Consider the following 20,260-nt stretch of genomic DNA (forward strand, 5'->3'; position numbering starts at 1 on the left):
ACACCCGGCTCAGGCCAGCGGGCGCGGGGGCGGCAGGCGCAGGCGGTCGACCGCGTCGCGGCGGGTCCGCTCCGGCCGCCGGTCGTAGCGCGCCGTGGTGGCCGGCGACGAGTGACCCACCAGTGCCTGCGCCGTCGCCAGGTCCACCCCCGCGTCCAGGAGCTCGCCGATGAACGTGCGCCGGAAGTCGTGGGCGGTGCGCGGGGAGGCGCCCGCCGAGGTGAGCCGCCGGGTCAGGATATCGGCGATCCCCTGACCGGTCAGCGGCGCCGGCCGCCCGTCGCGGCACCGCAGCCGGCCCGCCTTGCTGATCGGGCTGAACAGCGCGCCCGCCGCCCTGCCCCGTACCCCCAGCCAGCGCTCCACCAGCCCGAGCGCGTCCGGCGTGAGGTAGACCAGGCGCTCCTTGTCCCGCTTGCCGCGCACCCGCAGCGACCGCGCGCCCGGGTCGTAGTCGGCCAGCGTCAGCCCGCAGATCTCGGCGCGCCGGCAGCCGGTCGAGTAGAGCACCGCGATCAGCGCCGCGTCGCGGACCCCGGCCGCGGAGTCGTCGCACGCCGACAGCGCCGCGCCGACCACCTCCGGCGGGACGTGCTGACCCACCGGCAGCCGGGTCTGCCGCACCGGCGCGAGGTCGGCGGCCCGCGCGTAGTCCTCCGCGCCGGTCTGCCCGAGCCGCCACGCCTCCTTGAGCACCCGCCGCAGCGCCACCAGGTGCTTGTTGACGTACGCGGCCGACCAGCCCCGCTCGATCAGCATCGTGCGGATGCGCACGGTGTGCTCGTAGCGCAGCAGGTGCCACGGCTGGCCCGCGCCGGTGGCGCTCTCGTCGCCGGTGAGGAGCCGGGCCAGCCGGTCGAGACAGCCGCGCATCGTCCGGCGCGACTCGGCGCTGGTCAGCGAGTCGAGATAGACGTGGTACGGGTCGCGGGCGGGCTCGACGTTCGGCGCCGCCACCTCGGGCACGGCGGGCAGGCTCACCCGCATGATCCTAGGCCGCCGGATCGCGGTGGCGGCAGCCGCCCGCTAGCGCAGCGCCTCCAGCAGGCGGTCCACGTCCGAACGGTCGTTGTAGTGCACCAGGCCCGCCCGCACCGCGCTGCCCGCGTCGCGGATGCCGAGCGCGGCCGTCAGCTCCCAGGCGTAGTTGTGGCCGTTCCACACGTTCACCCGGGCCGCCGCCAGCTCCTCGGCCACCTCGCGCGGCGTCCTGCCCGCGACCGTGAAGTAGGCCGTGGCCGTCCGTCTGGCCGGCTTGCCGTACACGGTGACGTGCGGAATCGACTCCAGGCCCGCCAGCAGATGGCCGAACAGCTCCAGCTCGTGCGCCTCCGCCGCGGCCATCGAGGCGAGCAGCCGTTCGCGCCGCGTCCCCGTGCCCGGCACCATCGCCGCCAGATGGTCCACGGCCGCCGTCACCCCGGCCAGGTCGGCGAAGGCGGCCGTGCCCCACTCGAACCGGTCCGGCACCTCGTCCGACGAGGAGTCGAGCTTGTCCGGCCGGACCGTCTCCAGCAGCGCCGGGTCGGCGATCACCGCGCCGATGTGCGGCCCCGACCACTTGTAGGCGCTGGTGGCGTAGAAGTCGGCACCCAGCGCCTTCATGTCCACCGGGCCGTGCGCGGTCGCGTGCACCCCGTCCACGTACGTGAGCGCGCCCGCCTCGTGCGCCAGCGCGCAGATCGCGGCCACGTCGGGCCGGGTGCCGAGCACGTTGCTGGCCGCCGTCACCGCCACCAGCCTGGTGCGCGGCCCGATCAGCTCGGCGTACTGCTCGACCGGCAGCTCCCCGGTCACCGGGTCCACCTCGGCCCAGCGCACCGTCGCCCCGGTGTGGACCCACGGCCGCACGTTCGCGTCGTGGTCCAGCCGCGACAGCACCACCTCGTCGCCCGGACCCCACTGCTTGGCCAGCGCCTGGGCCAGCCGGTACGTGAGCGTCGTCATGTTCGGCCCCAGGACGACGCCGTCAGGGTGGCCGCCCACCAGGTCGGCCACCGCCGCCCGGCAGCCCGCCACGATCGCCTCCGACCGGTGGCTGGCGGGGAACGCACCGCCCACGTTGCCGATGCCCTGCCTGTAGGCGCCGGCGATCGCGTCGATGACCGGCTGCGGCGCCTGCGTGCCCGCCGCGCCGTCGAGGTAGGCGTACCCGTCGGCCAGTGCCGGGTAGGCCGCGCGGACAGATTCGAGAGGAAACGTCATGATGCCATCATGCTCTCCCCTGAGGCCCCTCAAAGACCGCCCGCCGCGACCGCGGCCTGAGCCCGGTTCACCCGGCCGACGGTGACGCCGCGCAGGCGGGCGGGACGTGCGTCCGACAAGTCCGCAGGCATGGCGACACGGTACCCGGCTTGCTCAGGGCGGGCCAGAGATGGTTGGGTCGGGACAGAGGTGAACCGATGCCGCAGCTTTCCGCCCTGGACGCGCAGTTTCTCCATTTCGAGACCGCGACCAACGTGGCCAACATCGCCGGACTGGCCATCCTGGACGGCGTGCTCCACCGTGCCGACCTGCAGGACCTGCTGCGGGCGCGGCTCCCGTACGTGCCCGCGATGCGGCGCAAGCTGGCCCCGGTGCCGCTCGGCCTGGATCACCCGTACTGGGAGCAGGAGGACGACCTCGACCTCGACTACCACGTACGCGAGATCGGGCTGCCGCCCGGCGGCGACGACCGGCAGCTCGCCGAGCAGGTGTCCAGGCTGCACGCGCGGCCCCTGGACCGCTCCCGGCCGCTGTGGGAGATCTACCTGATCCACGGGCTGGCCGACGGGCGCACCGGCCTCTACACGAAGATCCACCACGCGGCCGTCGACGGCATCGGCGGCGCCGACGTGCTGGCCGCGCTGCTCGACCTCGGACCTACGCCCGCGGCGCCGCCCCCGCACGCGCCCGAGCGTGACGAGCCCCCGCCCCGGACCCCCGAGATGCTGCTGCGCGGCCTGGCCAGGATGGCGCTGAACCCGGCGCACGCGGTGCGGTTCGCCGCGCAGGCCGTGCCGCACCTGGACGAGATCCCGATCCTGTCCGCCCTCCCCGGCAGCCACACCCTCTCCTGGCTGGCGCGCCGGGCCGCCGGGGTCGGGCAGGCGCCCGAGCTGCCGTCGACGCCCGCGCCCTGGACGCCGTTCAGCGGTCCCGTCTCCCCGCACCGGCGCTTCGCGTTCGTGTCGCTGCCGCTGGCGGAGATCAAGGCGGTGCGCAAGCGGTTCGAGGTGACGGTCAACGACGTCGTCATGGCCGTGTGCGCGGGCGCGCTGCGGCGCTGGATGACCGCGCACGGCGGGCCGCCCGGCCGGGCGCTGGTGGCCGGCGTGCCGTTCTCGCTCCGCGACACCGGCGACGAGCAGGCGGGCAACCAGGTCACGATCGTGCCCGTGCCGCTGGCCGCGCACCTGGCCGACCCGGTGGAGCGGCTGCGTGACGTGCGCGACACGATGTGCCGGATCAAGGACAGGTTCGCGGTGGCGCCCGCGCGGTGGCTGCGCGAGTTCAGCGAGTCCATGCCGGCCGCCCTCATGGGGCTGGCCTCCCGGTCGGCGTTCGGGCTGCTCGGCCACACGGCGCCGCCGATCAACGTGATGGTCTCGAACGTGCCGGGGCCGCAGTTCCCGCTGTACGTGTGCGGCAGGCGCCTGCTCAACCACTATCCGGTCTCGGTCATCACCGACATGAGCGGCGGGGTGAACATCACGGCCTTCTCCTACGACGGCTCGGTCGACTTCGGCGTCGTCACCGACCGGGTGATGGTGCCGGACGCGTGGGAGCTGGCCGGTTTCCTGCGCGACTCCCTCGACGAGCTGCTCAACGCGGAATAATCCGTTCGGCGTCGGTCCGTACCGTACGGACATGACGCCGCATCGCCATCGACGTGGCTCAGCCCAGGTAGTCGCGCAGGGCCATGGCGCGCGACGGGTGGCGGAGCTTGGACATGGTCTTGGCCTCGATCTGGCGGATCCGCTCGCGCGTCACGCCGTAGACGCGGCCGATCTCGTCCAGCGTCATCGGGTTGCCGCTGGCCAGCCCGTAGCGCATGGAGATCACGCCCGCCTCGCGCTCCGACAGCTCGTCCAGCAGCGCGCGGAGCTGGTGCTGCAGCAGCGTGAAGGAGACCGCGTCGGCGGGGGAGACCGCCTCGGCGTCCTCGATCAGGTCACCGAACTGGCTGTCGCCGTCGTCGCCCAGCGGCGTGTCGAGGGAGATCGGCTCGCGGCCGTAGCCCTGCACCTCGGCCACCCGGGCCGGGGCCAGCTCGGTCTCCACGGCGATCTCCTCCGGGGTGGGCTCGCGGCCGAGCTCGCTCTGCAGGCGGCGCTGCGCCCGAGCCACCTTGTTGATCAGCTCCACCATGTGGACCGGGATGCGGATCGTGCGCGCCTGGTCGGCCATGGCCCGGGTGATCGCCTGCTTGATCCACCAGGTGGCGTAGGTGGAGAACTTGTAGCCGAGCCGATAGTCGAACTTCTCGATCGTCCGGATCAGGCCGAGGTTGCCCTCCTGGATGAGGTCGAGGAAGAGCATGCCGCGCCCCGTGTAGCGCTTGGCGATCGACACCACCAGCCGCAGGTTGGCCTCCAGCATGCGGCGCTTGGCCCGCTCGCCGTCGTCGGCGATCCACTCCAGGTCGGCGCGGAGCTCGTCGTCGAGGTCGTCCTCGGTGTCGAGCCGCTCCCTGGCGAACAGCCCCGCCTCGATCCGCTTGGCCAGCTCGATCTCCTGCTCGGCGGTGAGCAGCGGCACCCGCCCGATCTCCTTCAGGTACGTCTTGACGGAGTCGGCGCCGACGGTGGCCAGACCATCGGCTGCGCTGTCGTCCAGTTCGATAACCTCTGCGGTCCGGGTCACGACACTCTCCTCGCTCGGCGGTGAACGGTTCGGCGGCTACGGCGGCGTACGGGCATCGGCCCCCTGGCATGGAGGAGTGGCGTCCCCTCCAAGCTACCCAACGCCGCCCGATGGTTGTGACCGCCGTCACCAGGGCGGGAACGACATCCAGACGGCGGTGGCGTCGTCGTGCGGCTTGCCGTGCGGCACGCCCCTGGCGCGCTCCTGCTCTCGCACCTCGGCCAGCAGGTTCTCCGGCTCCGCGGCGCCGGCCGCCAGGCTCTCCCAGGTGCGCCCGTACCAGTCGGCCAGCCTCGTCACGCCGTCGGTGAACAGCGCCGCCCCGCGCAGCCCGGCCACCGGGACGGCGCCCGCCAGCGCCTGCCCGGCCGCCTCCGGGCAGGTGCTCGCCACCCAGAAGCCGCCCGGCCGGTTGCGCAGCGAGGCCACCAGCTCCAGCGAGTACGGCCGCCCGCCCGGCAGCCGGTCGAGGCGGTCGTCGCGGACGACCGTCACCCGTCCGTCACGCCGCCACAGAACCACCGCCGAGTCGCAGAGCACCAGATACTCCAGCAGGTCGCCGCGGCGGCGGGCGAGCGCCACCGTGGCCGACGGCGAGTTCGGGTTGCCCAGGTCGCAGGCCCCGTCGTGGGCCTTCACGGTGGCGGCGATCGCGGCGGACAACACCTCCGGCAGCGGCTCGCCGCCGTCCATGCCCGGCGCGAGCGCGGCGGCGAGCGCGCGCACCAGCCACGGCACCCCGTGCCGGCACCCGGGCTCCACCCCCGGCGCCGGCGTGGCCCCGTCCAGCACCACCACCCAGGAAGGGCCGGCCAGCACGTAGTCCTCGTTCGCCCGGCCGGGCGCGGCGGCGCTCGCGTAGCTGACGCGCAGCATCGAACTCCTCGGGAATGACCATCTGTTCGGCGGGTAGCGGCCAGGAAAAGCCATGCGGAAATCAAGGTTTCCGTGTCGCCCGGCGACAAACTCCCTCGCTGTCGTAGATTCCGAACCCCGGCCCTAGTCCCACACACCCTTTGGTGGTGCCTCCTGTGTCACGCGCCCGTTCAAGCCTCGTCCACCAGGCCCAATACGCGCTCAAGAACCCGCGGAAGATCGTGCCGCACCTGCGGAGACTGTCCCGCGACACCTGGCTGCGCCTGCGCACCCGCGACCACGTCTCGTACTACCGCGCGGTCATGAAGGACGACACGGCGCGCAGTCCCGAGGGCGCGGTCGGATCCCACAGCCACAGACGCTGGCTGGCCCTGGGCCAGATGCAGTTCGACTACCTCGTCGAGCACGGGCTCAAGCCGGAGTGCCGGATGCTGGAGATCGGCTGCGGCAACCTGCGCGCCGGCCGGCTGTTCATCGACTACCTGGACACCGGCAACTACTACGGGATCGACATCTCGCCCGACATCCTCATGGCGGCCCAGGACACGCTGGCCGAGCACGGACTGGTGGACAAGCTGCCCCATCTCACCCCGGTCCGCGACCTGCGCTTCGCCTTCCTGCCCAGCGAGCACTTCGACGTCGTGCACGCCCACAGCGTCTTCTCCCACTCGCCGATCGAGGTGATCGACGAGTGCTTCGCGCACGTGGGGCGGGTCATGAAGCCGCGCGGCTGGTTCGACTTCACCTTCGACCGCACCGAGGGCAAGGAGCACCACGTGCTGCGGGAGGACTTCTACTACCGCACCGAGACGCTCGTCGCGCTGGCCGCGCGCCACGGGCTCGACGCGGTCTTCATGGAGGACTGGGAGCAGCTCCCGCACAAGCAGTCGAAGATCCGCATCACCCGCAGGTCATGAAATATCCGCATGCGCGGTTGATGTCGGTTCCCTAAAGTGCCCAGGGTGAGAGACCTCCGGGCTCTGCCCAAAGCCCACCTGCACGTCCACCTCGAAAGCACCGTACGGCCCGAGACCGTGCGTGAACTGGGCGGCCCGCCCCCCTCGGAGACGCCGTTCCGGACCTTCCGCGAGTTAGCCGACCAGCGGGCGCGGGTCCGCGAGCTGCTGCGCACACCCGGCGACTTCCGGCGGATCGCGGTGGAGTTCTGCGCCGACGAGGCCGCCCAGGGCACCCGCTACGCCGAGGTGACCTTCACCGCCGCCTCACACGGCGAACGGGTGGGCGCGCCGGAGATGCCGCTGGAGGCGGTCCTCGACGGGCTGGCCGAAGGCCGGCGGTACGGCATCGAGTGCCGCGTGCTGCTCGACCACTCCCGCCGCCGCCCAGTGGAGCGCATGTGGTCGACCTACGAGCTCGCGCGGCGGTACGAGCCGGTGATCGGCATCGGCCTGGCCGGGGACGAGAGTCATCCGCTGGCCCCGTTCGCCGAGGTGTGCGACGCGGCCAGGGACGCCGGGCTGCGCCTGGTCCACCATGCGGGCGAGTTCGGCGGGCCCGAGAGCGTCCGGGAGGCGCTCACGCTGGGCCACGCCGAACGGCTCGGCCACGGCGTCCGCGTGCTGGAGGACCCCGCGCTGGTGCGGGAGGTGCGCGAACGGGGCGTCGCGCTGGAGGTGTGCCCCACGTCCAACGTGCTGCTCGGAGTGGTGCCCGAGCTGGCGGCCCACCCGCTGCCGCGGCTGCGCGGGGCGGGCCTCGCGGTGACGCTCAACACCGACGGGGAGACGTCCCTGGCGGACGAGTACGCCCGCGTGCGCGACACGTTCGGCTGGTCCGACGCCGAGCTGGCCGACCTGGCCAGGACGGGCGTCCTGGCGTCGTTCGCCGCGCCGGAGCTGCAGAAGGAGCTGCTGGCGGGCATCGACGCGTGGCTGGACGGTGAGGCGACGACGACCTGACGGTGTCCTGCCGGTGCCATGCGCCGCCACCACACGTGTGACTTGTGTCTCACGAAGCAACCTGGACCGCGCGCACGCATGGAAGAAGTATGCGATTCGCGACTCGACGAGCGGTGGAAGAACCAGCACCACCGCCACAGGGAGCGCCGCCTGCCGCGGCCGTGGATGAGGCTGTGGTGGCCGACCTGTTCCTGACTCAACGGCTGGGCCTGGTCCGGCTGGCGTTCCTGCTGGTGGGCGATCAGGACACGGCCGAGGACGTCGTCCAGGACGCCTTCACGGCGCTGCACCGCCGATGGAGCCGGTTGACCGACCATGATCGAGTCCTGCCCTACCTGCGGGCGAGCGTGGTGAACGGATGCCGCATGATCCACCGGCGCCGGTCCATCATGAGCAGGTTCACCGGCGAGCGGCAGCCGCCGGCTCGGTCGGCGGAGGCTGCCACGCTGCTCGGAGAGACACGCCGGGAAGTGTCCGAGGCCATACGCGCCTTACCCCGCCGCCAGCGAGAAGCCGTGGTGTTGCGCTACTACCTCGACCTGTCCGAGGCCGAGATCGCCGAAGCCATGGGAATCAGCCGTGGCACAGTGAAATCGACCGTCTTTCGAGCCCTGAAGACGCTCACCGGCAAGCTGGAGGGAAACCGATGACGTCATGGCTCGAAGACCGGCTTCGGGACGCCCTCACCGCCGACGCCGAGCAGATTCGCCCGGAAACCCTGCGCCCTGCCGGACAGCCGGCGCGGACGAAGACCATCGTTTCCACGCGCCGGTTCGTCCCGGCGGTTCCGCTCGCAGCCGCGCTCGTCGTCGTGGTCATCGGCACGGTCGCCGCCGTCGTGGCCGGAACAGGAGGCACGACCCCAAGCAGGCCCGCGACGCAAACCCTGGGTGGTCCGCGTTTTCTGCTGGTCGCCGGCAATGACGGCGTGACGGTCCACGACGCCCGCACCGGGAAGGTCACGAGCCGACTCGGGCTGCCCCCGACCCCGGAGGGAAGCTTCCGGGAGCCCGGTGGATACCTGCTCGCGGGCGCTGGCGACGGCGAGACCTTCTATATCGCCCAGAGCGTGATGTCCCGCGAGACACAGGTAAGCAGCACGAGGTTCTACCGAGCTCGGGTCGACGGACAAGGGGAACCAGCCGAGCTGGTTCACGACGTGATCCACAAGGTGACGGGCACGACAGCGAGTTCCCTCGCCGTCACCGATGACGGCACTCGGCTTGCCTACAGTCTCGACGGCAAGGTGTGCGGTCAGGGGAAGACGTTGCGCTTCTGCCCCGGGGCCCAGCTCACGGTCGTCGATCTGCCCACGGGCGCGACACGGACATGGACCACGAACGCAGGACAGATCCAGAGCCTTTCCTGGGCTGCCGATCGCCGCACGCTCGGTCTCCTGGTCAAATCCGAGGCTAGGGTCCTGGACACGACCGCCTCCGGCACCACCCTCGCGACCAGCCGGGTCATCGCTCCAGGACAGGAGGTCACCGCCTCGGCGATCAGCCCGGACGGGCGCAGCATGCTGATCGGCCACACCCGATCGGCCGACGGCCGGCGACCGCATCGCTACACCATAGACGAGTACTCCATCCCGGACGGACACAGGCTGCGCACCCTGGTGAGCAGGAACCACGACGGCAAGAGCATCGCGCGCTGGAACCTGGTCCGTTACGACGGCACCGGACACCATCTGCTGCTCGCGGGAAACGTCGACGCGCTGAGCAGGGTCGACGACGGACGGGTCACACCCTTGATCCGCCCCGGGTCTCCCGATGCCTTGGGGCACCGATCAGAGATCCAGGCGGCCTGGTGATTCGAAGACGACCTCTTGCGGGGGACGCGGGGGGAGTGCGGGGGACCGGCTCATAAGTGGTCGCGCGGGTGGCGCACCCCGCCGAGATGCTGCCAGCCCTGCCGCAGCCCTTCGTGACCGGCGGGACGCGCCGCACCTTCCCCCGTTACGGGAGCCGGGGCCGGGCAGGGCGCGGGGGCGGCCCGCCGCGCGGGCGAGATCCGATGGAAGTCCCGGGACGCGACCTCGCGGACGGCCGGGACGGCGTCCGTCAGGAGGTGGCACGTGGGCGTCAGGCGGTGGCACGTGGGCGTCAGGCGGTGGCACGTGGGCGGGGCCCCTGGGGCTCCTCGTACGTGTGCCGCCCAGCAGGCGGATCCCCGCGCGCTCGCGGGCCGGCCGGGCGCGGATGAGCGCGGCGGACGACCGGCCGCGCGCGTCGGACGGGATCCGGGCGGGCAGGTTAAGGCGCGGCGGGGCGGCCGGTGGCGCCCGGAGGCGACCGGCGCCGACCGGCGCGCGCATCGTCGCGCGGCGGTACGGGTCTGAAGTAGCGACTCGCCATACATGCTGGAACTCCTCGCACGAGTCTGTTACTCAGGCCTACCGCCTGCCCAGTGGGTATAAGCCCAAATTCTCACCAAGTTTCGGACTTAAGCGTGCGCTCCCACCCTTACGGGGCCGACGGTCAGCCGCGGCGTCCCCTCCAGGATGCCGCCGATCCGCTCCACCTGCTCCTTCAACGCGCACAGCCGGTCGGCCGTCAGCTCGGCCAAGGGCTCCACCGTCACCTCGATCCGCCGGCCCGAGCGGCGCTGGTGCCACACCCCGGCCACCTGCCCGTCCACGAGGAGCACCGGATAGTTGCCCGCCTGCCCGCCCGCCAGCGCCCGCCGCGCCGCCTCTCCCGCGTACAGCAGCTCGCGCGGCCGGCCCGCGACCAGGTACGCGTCGAAGTACGGCAGCAACCGCACCCCGCGCGGCGGCTCGTCCGGCGTTCCGGTGTCGCCGGCGAGCACCCACGCCGGCCGGCCCTCCAGCCGTACCTCCTCCAGCTCGACCAGCCCGAACGCCGCCGCGGCCCACCCCCGGGGCGCGCCCGCCCACTGGGCGAAGTGCTCCGGCGTGGCCGGCCCGTACGCCCGCAGGTAGGCCCTGACCAACGCCCCGCCGTCCTGGCGCGTGACCGGGCCCAGGTCGACCGGCGGGGCGGTGTAGGTCACCTTGCGGCCCCTGACCGGCCCGTACACGAACGCTCCCCGATGCGCCGCCAGCGCCATCGCCTGGCGCCAGCGCGGCCACATGGTCTGGAACGCCGGCATCACCAGGTCGCCCGCCCACGGCCCGGTCGCCTCGACCACCGCCTCGCTCAGCTCGTCGACGGTCAGCGCCCGCCCGTCCAGGACCTCCCGGATGGCGGCCACCACCTGCTCGGTCCGCTCCGCCGTCATCCGCACCCCGTCGGGGAACGGGCTCTTCCCGGTGGGGATCGACGACATGGCCGCCACCCACATCGGCAGGTCACGCGCGGGCAGCAGGTGCACGGTGCCGCGCGGTCCGTGCGTCTTGACCAGGGTGCGCTCGCCCCACAGCGCCTCGCGCACGTCCGCCCGCGTCGCGCCGTCCAACCGGAGCGCCACCGACATCTCGGCTGCCGACATCACCTGCGCGTGCGCCCCGCACATCCGCGCCACCGCCCCGGCCGGCCCGCCGTCCTCCACCGGCCCGGCCAGCCCGGCCCTGGCCAGCCGCCGCGCGCTCACCTGACTCCACGTCATCTCGATCACGCGTCCACCGTACGGCGGCCAGAGGAAAGGATCCTTCCGCGTTGGCCGCGGAACGATCACGCGGTACGGTCGAGCATGCGGACGTTCCTCACCTGTCTCCTGGCCGTCCTGCTGCTGGTCACGGCCTGTGGAGACGATGCCCCCGCCGACCCGAGGCTGCGCGCCGAACTCCTGGAGATGCTGCGGCAGGACCAGAAGGTCAGGGCCCCCGACGCCGCCGAGGCCGACTGGGACCGGGTCGAGCGGGCCAACACCGAGCGCATGCGGCAGATCATCGACCAGCACGGCTGGCCCGGCTACGAACTGGTCGGCGAGGACGGCGAGGACGCCGCCTGGGCGCTCGTCCAGCACGCCGACGGCGATCCCGACCTGCAGCGCCGGGCCCTGGCGCTGCTGGCCGCGGCGGTCGCGGAGGGCGACGCGTCCCCGGGCAACCTCGCCTACCTGGAGGACCGGGTGCGCGTCGCCGAGGGCAGGCCGCAGCGGTACGGCACCCAGTGGGAGATGACCCAGGACGGCCAGTGGAAACCCCGCACGCCCATCGAGGACGAGGCCGGAGTGGAGGAGCGCCGGGCCGAGGCGGGGCTGCAGCCGCTCGCCGAGTACCTGGAGGAGCTCAAGTCGGTGGGGTAGCCCGCCACGCGCTTGACAAGTATTTTTTTCGGTGCGATGTTGGACGCATGTACGAAGTGACGGTGATCGAGGATCCCGCGGCGGCCGAGGCGTCGCTCGATCCCATGCGCTCCAGGCTGCTGGCCGCGCTGGTCGAGCCGGGCTCGGCGACCTCGCTGGCGGCCAAGGTCGGCCTCGCCAGGCAGAAGGTCAACTACCACCTGCGCACCCTGGAGAAGCACGGCCTCGTCGAACTGGTCGAGGAGCGCAAGAAGGGCAACGTCACCGAGCGGGTGATGCAGGCCAAGGCGGCGTCCTTCGTGATCTCCCCGGTGGCGCTGTCCGCCGTGCAGCCCGACCCCGAACGCGCCCCCGACCGGCTCTCGGCCCGCTGGCTACTGGCCGTCGCCGCCAAGCTCGTCCGCGACGTGGGCGCGCTGATCACCGGCGCCACCGCGGCCGGCAAGCGGGTGGCCACGTTCGCCATCGACGGCGAGGTCCGCTTCGCCTCGGCCGCCGACCGGGCGGCGTTCGCCGAGGAACTGGCCGACGCGGTCGCCCGGCTGGTGAACAAGTACCACGACGAGCAGGCCGAGGGAGGGCGCGACCACCGGCTGGTCGTCGCCGTGCACCCCGCGGTGAAGAAGGAGCGCTGAGGTGGGTCACGAGTTCGAGCTGCCCCAGGAGGCCCTGGTCGAGGCGACCCCGGAGGAGGTGTGGGGGGCCATCTCGACCGGCCCCGGCATCGACTCGTGGTTCATGGGGACCAGCGAGGTGACGGGCGGGGTCGTCCGCACCGCCTTCGGCGGCGGCACGATGGAGCCGTCCCGGGTGACGGTCGCGCAGGAGCCGCACCGGTTCGGCCACGCCAGCGACACCGGGGCGGACGGGCGGTTCGTCGCGTACGAGTTCCTCATCGAGGGCCGGGGCCGGGGCAGCACGATGGTGCGCATGGTCACCAGCGGCTTCCTGCCCGGCGACGACTGGGCGGACGAGTACGATGCGATGTCCGGCGGACTGTCCCTGTTCTTCGCCACGCTGGTGGAGTATCTGACGCACTTCCGCGGCGGCCACTCGACCCCGGTCGCGGAGTTCGGCCCGCCGGTGAGCGACTGGCCGCGCGCCTGGGAGATCCTGTACGGCGAGCTGGGCGGCTCCTCACCGGGCGACAAGGTCCGGCTGGACGTGGCCGGGCTGCCCACGATCGAGGGCGTCGTCTACCACCGGGGCGACCAGACGCTGGGGGTCCGCGCCCCGGACGCGCTCTACCGGTTCATGCAGGGCTTCCACGGCCCGATGATCGCCTCCCACCACGTGTTCGGCGACGCCGGGGACCAGGGACCCGCCTGGCGGGCCTGGCTGGAGCGGCTCTACTCCTGAGGGTCACGGGGTGCCGAAGACGGTGTCGCGGGCCATCGAGAGGGCCGTCTCCACGGCGCCCTTGACCACCGGGTCGCCCTCGACCGCCGTCACCCGCACCTCGGTAGGCACCGGCGCCAGCGCCGCGAGCCCGTCGGCGACGAGGGCGGCCAGTTCCTGGCCGCCCTCCCGCCCGGTGTCGCCGGCCAGCACGACCAGCCCGGGGTCCACGACCGCCACCCCGGGGAACGCGACCTGCACCACCCGGCGGGCCAGCTCGCCGAGGTCGATGCGGGCGACCTCCTCCCTGGTCAGCAGGGCGCAGATCGCGCCGATCGGGGAGCCGAGGAAGCCGATCTCGCCGGCGCCGCCCGAGGCGCCCCGGCGCGGCCTGCCGCCGAGCACGACCGCCGAGCCGACCCCGTCGTCCAGCCACAGCATGATGAAGTCGTCGCACCCGGCCGCCGCGCCTTCGCGGTGCTCGGCCAGCGCGGCCAGGTTCACCTCGTTCTCCAGCAGGACCGGCGCGCCCAGCAGGTCACGCAGGCCGCCCAGCAGGCCGGGCCGCCAGCCGGGCACCATCCTCGCCTCCCGCAGGTCGCCGGTGCGCGGGTCCACCACGCCCGGCAGACCCACGGCGACCGCGTCGACGGTCCGGCCGTCAGCCGCCTCGGCGACCGTGGCGGCGACCAGCCCGGCCAGGTCGCCGTCCGCCTCGCGGGTGCGGGCGCCGACCGTGACGCCCGCCAGGTCGGCCACGGTCGCCGTGATGCCGTCGCGGCGCACGCCGACGCCCGCCACGTGGGCGCGCCCGGCCACGATCCGGTAGAGCTTGGCGTTCGGGCCCCGCCGGTCGCCGCCGGTCTCGCCGTGCACCTCCACCAGGCCACCGGCCTGGAGCCGCTCGATGAGGTCCGACACGGTGGGCCGTGACAGCCCGGTCAGCGTCTTGAGCTGCGGCGCCGTCAGCGGTCCCCGCTCCAGCAGGAGGTCCAGGGCCAGCCGGTCATTGATCACCCGAGCCGTGCGCGGAGTCGCCGTACGCATCGAAACCTCTATCCATCAGGAACCCTGCCTGATAATTTACTACCTATGAGACATCCCCATCATCGCGCCATCGCCGCGGCCTTCGTCTTGCACGGAGTCGTCACCGGCAGCTTGGTCACCCGCATGCCGTGGATCCAGGACAACCTCGGCCTGGACCCCGCCATGCTCGGGCTCGCCCTGTTCTGCCCGCCGCTCGGCGCGCTCCTGACCATGCCGACGGCGGGCCGGCTGGCCCACCGCCTCGGCGCGCGGACCGCGCTTCGCGTGCTCCTGCCGCTCCACTGCGCGGCGCTGGTGCTGCCCGCGCTGGCGCCCGGACTCGCCGGGCTGTGCCTGGTGATGTTCCTGCTCGGGGCCGGCGCGGGGGCCGTCGACGTGGTGATGAACGCGCAGGGCGTCGAGGTGGAGCGGCGGATCGGCCGTTCCGTGATGGCGGGCCTGCACGGCATGTGGAGCGTCGGCAACTTCGCCGGGGCCGGCGTCGGCGTGCTGGCCGGGCACGTCGGGCTCGACGCCCGCGTGCACCACGCGGTGATGGCCGCGCTGCTGGCGGCCGCCACCGTGCCCGCCCTGCGCGGGGTCCCCGCCGGACGGCCCGCGCCCGGTGAACAGGTCCCACCGCGCTTCGCCCTGCCGTCGAAGGCCGTGCTCGTGATCGGCCTGGTGGGGGTGTGCGCCATGGCGGCCGAGCTGTCCACCATGCAGTGGGCCGCCATCCACACCATCGCCGTCACCGGGGCGAGCGAGGCCGTCGGCGCCGGCGCGTACGCGGCGTTCGCCGGCTCCATGATGCTCGCCCGCTTCGCCGGGGACGCGATCATCGCCAGGCTGGGCCCGGTCCGCGCCGTGCGGTGCGGTGCGGCGCTGGCCACGCTCGGCACCGCCGTGGTCGCGGCGGGGCGCGTCCCCGCCGTCACCCTCACGGGCTTCGCGCTCTTCGGCGTGGGCATGGCGGTGGTCGTCCCGCTGGTGTTCGCCGCCGCCGGCAACGCGGGCAGGGACCCGGCCACGGGGGTGGCCGGGGTCGGCACGATGACCTACCTCGCGGGCATGGCCGCGCCCGGGGTGAGCGGCTGGCTGGCGGAGGCCACGTCCTTCCCCTTCCTGTTCTGGGTGTTCGCCGTGTTCACCGCCTTGATCGGCCTGCTCGCCGGGGCGCTGCGCCCCGCGGCCGCACCACGCGCCGTGCCGGTGCCGGTCCCGGCCGGGAAGCGGTGAGCTATGACAGGCGGGACCTGGCGGCCTCGAGGCCGTCGAGGACCAGGACGAGCCCGTGCTCGAAGGCCTGGCCGGACTTGCGCTCCAGATAGGCGACGGGCTCCTCGCCCGGCCGCGGCGGCTCGGAATCGACCCGCGACAGCGCCGGATAGCGCCCGGCGAACCCGGGCGCGACCTCCGCCAGGACCGCGGACCTGGTCCGCCACCACTCCTCGTCGGGGACGCCCGTCTCCGCCCCCGCCTGCCGGGTCTCGGCCACGGTGGCGGCCGACCCGCGGACGAAGTCGGTCAGCAGGGCCACGGCGCCGCGCAGCACCTCGGGGGGCAGCCCCGTCTCCTGGAGGATCGCGGCCAGGGACTCCAGCAGCGTGAACTCGTTCGGGCCGAGCACCGGCCTGGCCTGCGAGAGCCGCAGCGCCCAGGGGTGGCGCAGGTAGAAGGCGCGCACCTCACGGCTCCACGCCGAGGCCGCGGCCCGCCAGCCGCCCGACAGGTCGTAGGAGGCCGGCAGCGAGGCCAGCGCCCGGTCGTACATGAGGTCGATCAGTTCGCTCTTGCCCGGCACGTACGTGTAGAGGGCCATGCCGCTGCGGCCCAGCCGCTCGCCGACCCGCCGCATGGACAGCGCGGCCATGCCGTCGGCGTCGGCGATGGCGATGGCGGCGTCGACGATCTCGTCGACGCTCAGCCCCGGTTTGGGGCCGGGGCGGGGCTCGGCGGCGGTCCCGGCCCGCCACAGCAGCGCCATCGACCGGCGTGGGTCACCCTGCCCGGCGTAGACGACCAACGTGCGGCTCCTCGGAGATCTCCTGACGCGTCGAGGATATCCGCGGCACAAGCCGGCGCCGGCACGGACGAGCCGTGCCGGCGCCGGTCATCGGCGGAACGTCGATCAGTCGTCGTCGCCGGAGTCGTCGTCATGGTCGTGGTGGAGGCCCCAGAAGCGCTTGCACACCTCCACGTTGCGAGTGCCGATCCGCACGTCGTCGCCGTCCGTCCGGAGCCAGGCGCCGTCGTACTCGGCCTCGAACGCGCACGGCGGGTTCGAGACGGTGGCGGCGGCCGGGACGGCCATGCCGGCGGCGAAGGCGGCCGAAGCGAACAGCAGACCGCCCGCGGCGATAAGCTTGCTTTTCATGATCTGATTTCCCCCTGATCACGAAGTGACATCGATGCGTCACTATAAGTAGCAAAGATCGGTCGGGAGGGAAACGCCACGCCAGACGTCGGAACTCGCCTCAGGACGGACGCCCTGGCCGGGGCGGCGACCACTCACTTTGCCGAATCCTCACCAAAGTCGATATATCGCGCGTTGATCGGGTAGCAGGAGGGCTGCATGCGAGATCGAACGGAGGAAGCGACATGGGCTTGAGCTACCGCAAGTCGATGAAATTCGGCCCCTTCCGGCTGAACCTGTCCCGCCGCGGTGTCGGCCACAGCTGGGGCAACCGGTTGTTCCGGGTGACCCGCGGAGCCGACGGTCGCCGTACGGTGTCGGTGAATCTGCCCGGTGGCTTCACCTGGCGCAAGACCAAGACCCGCCGCTGACCGCCTCGGCGGCGAAGCACCGAGTGCCGAATCGTCCCGGGGTCTCCACGTCCACCGGCGCATGGTCACCTCTGACGCCCGCGTCGTCGTGGTGGCGATGACCGCCGCAGGCGACGTGATCGGAGGCCCGCAGGACGGTGGCGTGCTGAACGCGGCAGGTCCGGATGCCTCCCCGCCGCTGATCGTGAACGTTTTCGTCCGAGGCCGCAGACCGCCGGCGACAGAGCGCCCGATCTCCCTGGCGGGGGAGATCGGGCGCTCTGTCAGGAGCGTGGCCTTCTCCGGCCCCATGCCCTCCACCTCCTGGACGGACTGCGCGTCGGCGGCCAGGATGGCGTCCATCGTGCCGAAGTGGCGGGCGATGCGGCGCGACATGGACCCAGCGCGCAGAACACCCTGCTCAACAGCCGGGCGCGGGCCCGGTCGAGGGCGGCGAAGTCGGCGATCACCCGCGTCGAGCAGCTGGCGGTTCTCGGCCAGGGTCTCGATGTCGAGCTGGTCGCGCACGCCGCGTAGAGGATGGACGCGACCGCCCGGCAGCCCCCGCCCCGCACGCACAGGCAGCGGTCATGCAGCTGATACACGGAACTGATCTTGTCAGACCAGGAGGCCCAGGGTTCCGGGCGCCTCCCAGGCCGGCGCTCGCCGGCGTGTCCTTCATCGCCGGCGCCTCCGCGCAGAGCCCGACGCTGTTTAACGCGGCCGGCCACGCCATCCCGGGCGGCATCTTCTTCCTCATCTCGGCCCTCCGCCCCGGCCGCGCCGCGCGGGCGGGCGACACTTGAGCCGTTCTCCGGGCATTCACCGGGCGGATCCGTGCCCTTGCCGCCCGGCGTCTTCGATTCACGCCGCCACCGGTTGCTGACGGTACGGCCGGGGTTCCGGGCTGGACTGGCACGACGACGGGAGCGGCCGGGGGCGGCGTACACGCTCTACCTGTCGGGCGAGTGGCGGGCGACGTGGGGCGGCGAGCTGGAGCTGTTCGACTGCCCGGCCGGCGAGGTGCCGTGTGCCGAGTTCGACGTCCCCAAGGACCTGATGAACGCTCCCGTGCCGGCCACGTCCATCGCGCCCCGGCCGAACCGGCTCGTGGTGATGGTGGCCGGCACGTTCCACCGGGTGAGGAAGGTGGAGGCGGGCGCGGGCGACAGGATCGCCCGCCTCAGAGCTGAAGCTACAGCAGGGCTGCGACGAGTTCGGCGAACTCCTCCGGGGTCACGATCCGGACGCCCAGGCTCTCGGCCTTGGCCCGCTTCGAGCCCGCCTTCTCCCCCGCGACCAGCAGCGACGTCCTGGCCGACACGCTGGAGGAGGACTTGCCGCCCGCCCGTTCGACCAGCTCGTTCATCTCGTTGCGCGACAGCGGCTCCAGCGGCCCGGTCATCGCGCCGGTGACCACGACCGACATCCCGGCCAGCGGCAGCTCCGAGGAGGGCTCGGCGGTGGTGGCGGTGGGGCCCGTGGCGCCGGGCTCGGTCATGTTGACGCCGGCCTTGACGAGCTTGTCGATGAGCGGGCCGATCTCGATCAGCTCCGACACCACGACGGGCGCCTTCTCCGGCCCAATGCCCTCGACCTGCTGGATGGCCTCGGCGTCGGCGGCGCGGATGGCCTCCATCGTGGCGAAGTGGCGGGCGATACGACGGCTCATGGACCGGCCGGTGCCGCGCACGCCGAGCGCCGCAAACACCCTGCTCAGGGGTCTCGTCCTGGCCCGCTCGATCGCGGCCAGCAGGTTGTCGGTGCTGGTCTCGCCCATGCGCTCCAGGCCGAGCAGCTGCTCGCGGGTCAGGAAGAACAGGTCGGCGAAGTCGGCGATCAGGCCCGCGTCGAGCAGCTGCTTGATGCGGTTTTCCGCCAGGCCCTCGATGTCGAGCTGGTCGCGGCCGACGGCGTAGACGATGGAGGCGATGGCGCGGCACTGGCGGCCGCGTACGCACCGCCACCGCTCCTGGGAGGTGTCGATCGCGTCGCCGCAGGACGGGCAGACCTGCGGGATCGCGATCGGCTGCTCCTCACCGGTGCGCAGGTGCACCACCGGCGACTCCACGCGCGGGATCACGTCGCCCGCCTTGTAGACGACCACGCTGTCGCCGAGCATCAGGCCGCGGCGGGTGATGTCGGCGACGTTGTGGAGCGTGGCGTAGGTGACGATGCTGCCGTCGAGCTCGACCGGCTCCAGCACGGCGCGCGGGGCGATGACGCCGGTGCGGCCGGTGTTCCACTCCACCGCGAGCAGCCGAGTCACCTTCTCGACCGGCGGGAGCTTGAAAGCCACGGCCCACCGTGGTGCACGGGAGCTGAACCCCGCCCGGGCCTGGTCGGCGGCCAGGTCACACTTGATCACGATGCCGTCGATCCCGAACGGCAGCGTCGCGCGGGCGGCGGCGATCTCGCCGACCCGCTCCTGCACCCGCTCCAGTGTGTCGGTGACGATCCCGGCGACCGGCGTGGCGGCCGTGGTCTGCACGCCCTGCCGGGCCGCCCACTCCATGATCTGGCTGTGCGGCAGCTCGCGCAGGCTGACCGCCGGCTCCGAGTCGTCCTCCGGCGCGGGGAGCGCGCCGTAGCCGAAGAAGGTCAGCTCGCACACGTACGGGCGGTCCTGGGCGCGCAGCGTGCCGGCGGCGGCGCTGCGCGGGTTGGCAAACGTGGTGCCGTCGTGCGCGGTGCGCTTGGCGCATGCCTCCTCGAACTGCGACGTGGTCATCATGACCTCGCCCCGCACCTCCACGGTGACCGGCTCGGCCAGCCTGGCGGGCAGGCCGACGATGGTGCCGATGGCGTGGGAGACGTCCTCGCCCGCTGTGCCGTCGCCCCGGGTGACGAGCTGGGCCAGGCGGCCGCCGCGGTAGCGGGCCGAGATGGCCAGGCCGTCGAGCTTGGGCTCCACGCTCCACGCCGTGACCGGGCGGCCGAGCCTGCGCTCCAGCGAGGCGGCCCAGTCGGCGAGCTGCTCGGGGCCGAACACGTTGTCCAGGCTCAGCATCGCGATCGTGTGCGGCACGTCGCCGACCACGGCCCCGCCCGCCACCTTGCCCGTCGGCGAGGACGGCAGCACCTGCTCGGGGTGGGCCTCCTCGTACGCCTGAATGCCGCGCACCAGCCGGTCGTAGGCGTCGTCGTCAAGGGTGGAGGTCCCGTCGGCGTAGTAGGCCGCCGACGAGTCGACGGCCAGTTGCACGGCCTCGGCGTAGGCGGTGATGTCGGCCAGACGAGTGATAGGGGGCGCGTTGGTCATAGCTTCATCATGCCGG

Annotated in this window: 20 protein-coding genes and 2 pseudogenes; 13 read left to right on the forward strand and 9 right to left on the reverse strand. The window is 72.8% G+C overall.

The features are described 5' to 3' along the window. Positions 1-9 precede the first annotated feature (9 nt). A complete protein-coding gene (locus ACQEUU_RS20065) occupies positions 10-981 on the reverse strand; it encodes a tyrosine-type recombinase/integrase (protein WP_433068046.1) in 972 nt (323 codons plus the stop codon). 45 nt (positions 982-1,026) lie between these two features. Then, on the reverse strand, positions 1,027-2,205 hold the full coding sequence (locus tag ACQEUU_RS20070) for a cysteine desulfurase-like protein (RefSeq protein WP_433068048.1): 1,179 nt from the start codon (positions 2,203-2,205) through the stop codon (positions 1,027-1,029). Between the two features lie 197 nt (positions 2,206-2,402). On the opposite strand from ACQEUU_RS20070, the gene ACQEUU_RS20075 reads away from it, so the two are divergent. Further along, complete coding sequence (locus ACQEUU_RS20075; protein WP_433068050.1) at positions 2,403-3,818, forward strand: WS/DGAT/MGAT family O-acyltransferase; 1,416 nt, start codon at positions 2,403-2,405, stop codon at positions 3,816-3,818. A 58-nt stretch (positions 3,819-3,876) separates the two neighbouring features. Here the strand turns inward: ACQEUU_RS20075 and ACQEUU_RS20080 are convergent. Then, positions 3,877-4,815: pseudogene (locus ACQEUU_RS20080) on the reverse strand (RNA polymerase sigma factor); the annotation flags it as partial. A 156-nt stretch (positions 4,816-4,971) separates the two neighbouring features. Beyond that, on the reverse strand, positions 4,972-5,721 hold the full coding sequence (locus tag ACQEUU_RS20085; protein WP_433068052.1) for a protein phosphatase 2C domain-containing protein: 750 nt from the start codon (positions 5,719-5,721) through the stop codon (positions 4,972-4,974). 155 nt (positions 5,722-5,876) lie between these two features. On the opposite strand from ACQEUU_RS20085, the gene ACQEUU_RS20090 reads away from it, so the two are divergent. The 4 genes from ACQEUU_RS20090 (at position 5,877) to ACQEUU_RS20105 (ending at position 9,453) form a co-directional block, all read left to right on the forward strand. Beyond that, a complete protein-coding gene (locus ACQEUU_RS20090; RefSeq protein WP_433071905.1) occupies positions 5,877-6,638 on the forward strand; it encodes a class I SAM-dependent methyltransferase in 762 nt (253 codons plus the stop codon). 45 nt (positions 6,639-6,683) lie between these two features. Then, positions 6,684-7,640 (forward strand): adenosine deaminase, encoded by a 957-nt coding sequence (add, locus tag ACQEUU_RS20095; RefSeq protein ID WP_433068054.1) that lies wholly within the window; start codon positions 6,684-6,686, stop codon positions 7,638-7,640. A gap of 176 nt (positions 7,641-7,816) precedes the next feature. Continuing rightward, complete coding sequence (locus tag ACQEUU_RS20100) at positions 7,817-8,290, forward strand: SigE family RNA polymerase sigma factor (RefSeq protein WP_433068055.1); 474 nt, start codon at positions 7,817-7,819, stop codon at positions 8,288-8,290. Continuing rightward, a complete protein-coding gene (locus ACQEUU_RS20105) occupies positions 8,287-9,453 on the forward strand; it encodes a hypothetical protein (protein ID WP_433068056.1) in 1,167 nt (388 codons plus the stop codon). The genes ACQEUU_RS20100 and ACQEUU_RS20105 overlap by 4 nt, the downstream gene beginning before the upstream one ends. A gap of 632 nt (positions 9,454-10,085) precedes the next feature. Here the strand turns inward: ACQEUU_RS20105 and ACQEUU_RS20110 are convergent. Next, positions 10,086-11,210 (reverse strand): winged helix DNA-binding domain-containing protein, encoded by a 1,125-nt coding sequence (locus ACQEUU_RS20110; RefSeq protein WP_433071907.1) that lies wholly within the window; start codon positions 11,208-11,210, stop codon positions 10,086-10,088. An 84-nt stretch (positions 11,211-11,294) separates the two neighbouring features. Between ACQEUU_RS20110 and ACQEUU_RS20115 the strand changes: the two genes are divergently transcribed. Genes ACQEUU_RS20115 through ACQEUU_RS20125 form a run of 3 tightly spaced genes read left to right on the forward strand, consistent with a single transcriptional unit; the run spans position 11,295 to position 13,211 of the window. Continuing rightward, a complete protein-coding gene (locus ACQEUU_RS20115) occupies positions 11,295-11,852 on the forward strand; it encodes a DUF6624 domain-containing protein (protein ID WP_433068058.1) in 558 nt (185 codons plus the stop codon). A 47-nt stretch (positions 11,853-11,899) separates the two neighbouring features. Next, complete coding sequence (locus tag ACQEUU_RS20120) at positions 11,900-12,487, forward strand: ArsR/SmtB family transcription factor (RefSeq protein ID WP_433068060.1); 588 nt, start codon at positions 11,900-11,902, stop codon at positions 12,485-12,487. Position 12,488: 1 nt separating this feature from the next. Then, positions 12,489-13,211 (forward strand): SRPBCC family protein, encoded by a 723-nt coding sequence (locus ACQEUU_RS20125; protein WP_433068061.1) that lies wholly within the window; start codon positions 12,489-12,491, stop codon positions 13,209-13,211. 3 nt (positions 13,212-13,214) lie between these two features. Here the strand turns inward: ACQEUU_RS20125 and ACQEUU_RS20130 are convergent, their stop codons facing one another. Then, on the reverse strand, positions 13,215-14,237 hold the full coding sequence (locus tag ACQEUU_RS20130) for an ROK family transcriptional regulator (protein ID WP_433068062.1): 1,023 nt from the start codon (positions 14,235-14,237) through the stop codon (positions 13,215-13,217). A 45-nt stretch (positions 14,238-14,282) separates the two neighbouring features. Between ACQEUU_RS20130 and ACQEUU_RS20135 the strand changes: the two genes are divergently transcribed. Then, positions 14,283-15,455, forward strand: a complete 1,173-nt coding sequence (locus ACQEUU_RS20135) for an MFS transporter (RefSeq protein ID WP_433068064.1) — start codon at positions 14,283-14,285, stop codon at positions 15,453-15,455. A 1-nt stretch (position 15,456) separates the two neighbouring features. Here ACQEUU_RS20135 and ACQEUU_RS20140 read toward each other — a convergent pair whose 3' ends face one another. Together ACQEUU_RS20140 and ACQEUU_RS20145 are read right to left on the reverse strand one after the other, a co-directional pair. Continuing rightward, complete coding sequence (locus ACQEUU_RS20140) at positions 15,457-16,242, reverse strand: TetR/AcrR family transcriptional regulator C-terminal domain-containing protein (protein ID WP_433068065.1); 786 nt, start codon at positions 16,240-16,242, stop codon at positions 15,457-15,459. A 105-nt stretch (positions 16,243-16,347) separates the two neighbouring features. Next, positions 16,348-16,593 (reverse strand): hypothetical protein, encoded by a 246-nt coding sequence (locus tag ACQEUU_RS20145; RefSeq protein WP_433068067.1) that lies wholly within the window; start codon positions 16,591-16,593, stop codon positions 16,348-16,350. A gap of 224 nt (positions 16,594-16,817) precedes the next feature. Here ACQEUU_RS20145 and ACQEUU_RS20150 point away from each other — a divergent pair, with 224 nt between their 5' ends. The 4 genes and pseudogenes from ACQEUU_RS20150 to ACQEUU_RS20165 form a co-directional block, all read left to right on the forward strand. Next, a complete protein-coding gene (locus tag ACQEUU_RS20150; protein WP_433068068.1) occupies positions 16,818-17,003 on the forward strand; it encodes a DUF4236 domain-containing protein in 186 nt (61 codons plus the stop codon). A 351-nt stretch (positions 17,004-17,354) separates the two neighbouring features. Then, positions 17,355-17,519 carry a hypothetical protein gene (locus tag ACQEUU_RS20155; protein ID WP_433068070.1) on the forward strand — a complete coding sequence of 55 codons (165 nt, stop codon included), beginning with the start codon at positions 17,355-17,357 and terminating at the stop codon, positions 17,517-17,519. 134 nt (positions 17,520-17,653) lie between these two features. After that, complete coding sequence (locus ACQEUU_RS20160; protein ID WP_433068072.1) at positions 17,654-17,788, forward strand: hypothetical protein; 135 nt, start codon at positions 17,654-17,656, stop codon at positions 17,786-17,788. Between the two features lie 31 nt (positions 17,789-17,819). Then, positions 17,820-18,098 (forward strand): annotated as a pseudogene (locus ACQEUU_RS20165) (hypothetical protein); the annotation flags it as partial. A 79-nt stretch (positions 18,099-18,177) separates the two neighbouring features. On the opposite strand, the gene ligA reads toward ACQEUU_RS20165, so the two are convergent. Next, positions 18,178-20,244: an NAD-dependent DNA ligase LigA gene (ligA, locus tag ACQEUU_RS20170; protein ID WP_433068074.1), complete on the reverse strand. Its 2,067-nt coding sequence runs from the start codon at positions 20,242-20,244 to the stop codon at positions 18,178-18,180. Between the last annotated feature and the right edge of the window lie 16 nt (positions 20,245-20,260).

It is taken from the genome of Nonomuraea sp. CA-218870, assembly GCF_050936535.1.
Classification (GTDB): domain Bacteria; phylum Actinomycetota; class Actinomycetes; order Streptosporangiales; family Streptosporangiaceae; genus Nonomuraea; species Nonomuraea corallina.

Excerpts from the sequence above, each read along its gene's own strand:
- ACQEUU_RS20075 (WP_433068050.1), top strand. The coding sequence starts at position 2,403 with ATGCCGCAGCTTTCCGCCCTGGACGCGCAGTTTCTCCATTTCGAGACC.
- ACQEUU_RS20070 (WP_433068048.1), bottom strand. The coding sequence starts at position 2,205 with ATGACGTTTCCTCTCGAATCTGTCCGCGCGGCCTACCCGGCACTGGCC.
- ACQEUU_RS20105 (WP_433068056.1), top strand. The coding sequence starts at position 8,287 with ATGACGTCATGGCTCGAAGACCGGCTTCGGGACGCCCTCACCGCCGAC.
- ligA (WP_433068074.1), bottom strand. The coding sequence starts at position 20,244 with ATGACCAACGCGCCCCCTATCACTCGTCTGGCCGACATCACCGCCTAC.
- ACQEUU_RS20150 (WP_433068068.1), top strand. The coding sequence starts at position 16,818 with ATGGGCTTGAGCTACCGCAAGTCGATGAAATTCGGCCCCTTCCGGCTG.
- ACQEUU_RS20085 (WP_433068052.1), bottom strand. The coding sequence starts at position 5,721 with ATGCTGCGCGTCAGCTACGCGAGCGCCGCCGCGCCCGGCCGGGCGAAC.
- ACQEUU_RS20130 (WP_433068062.1), bottom strand. The coding sequence starts at position 14,237 with ATGCGTACGGCGACTCCGCGCACGGCTCGGGTGATCAATGACCGGCTG.
- ACQEUU_RS20145 (WP_433068067.1), bottom strand. The coding sequence starts at position 16,593 with ATGAAAAGCAAGCTTATCGCCGCGGGCGGTCTGCTGTTCGCTTCGGCC.
- ACQEUU_RS20115 (WP_433068058.1), top strand. The coding sequence starts at position 11,295 with ATGCGGACGTTCCTCACCTGTCTCCTGGCCGTCCTGCTGCTGGTCACG.
- ACQEUU_RS20120 (WP_433068060.1), top strand. The coding sequence starts at position 11,900 with ATGTACGAAGTGACGGTGATCGAGGATCCCGCGGCGGCCGAGGCGTCG.
- ACQEUU_RS20135 (WP_433068064.1), top strand. The coding sequence starts at position 14,283 with ATGAGACATCCCCATCATCGCGCCATCGCCGCGGCCTTCGTCTTGCAC.
- ACQEUU_RS20110 (WP_433071907.1), bottom strand. The coding sequence starts at position 11,210 with ATGACGTGGAGTCAGGTGAGCGCGCGGCGGCTGGCCAGGGCCGGGCTG.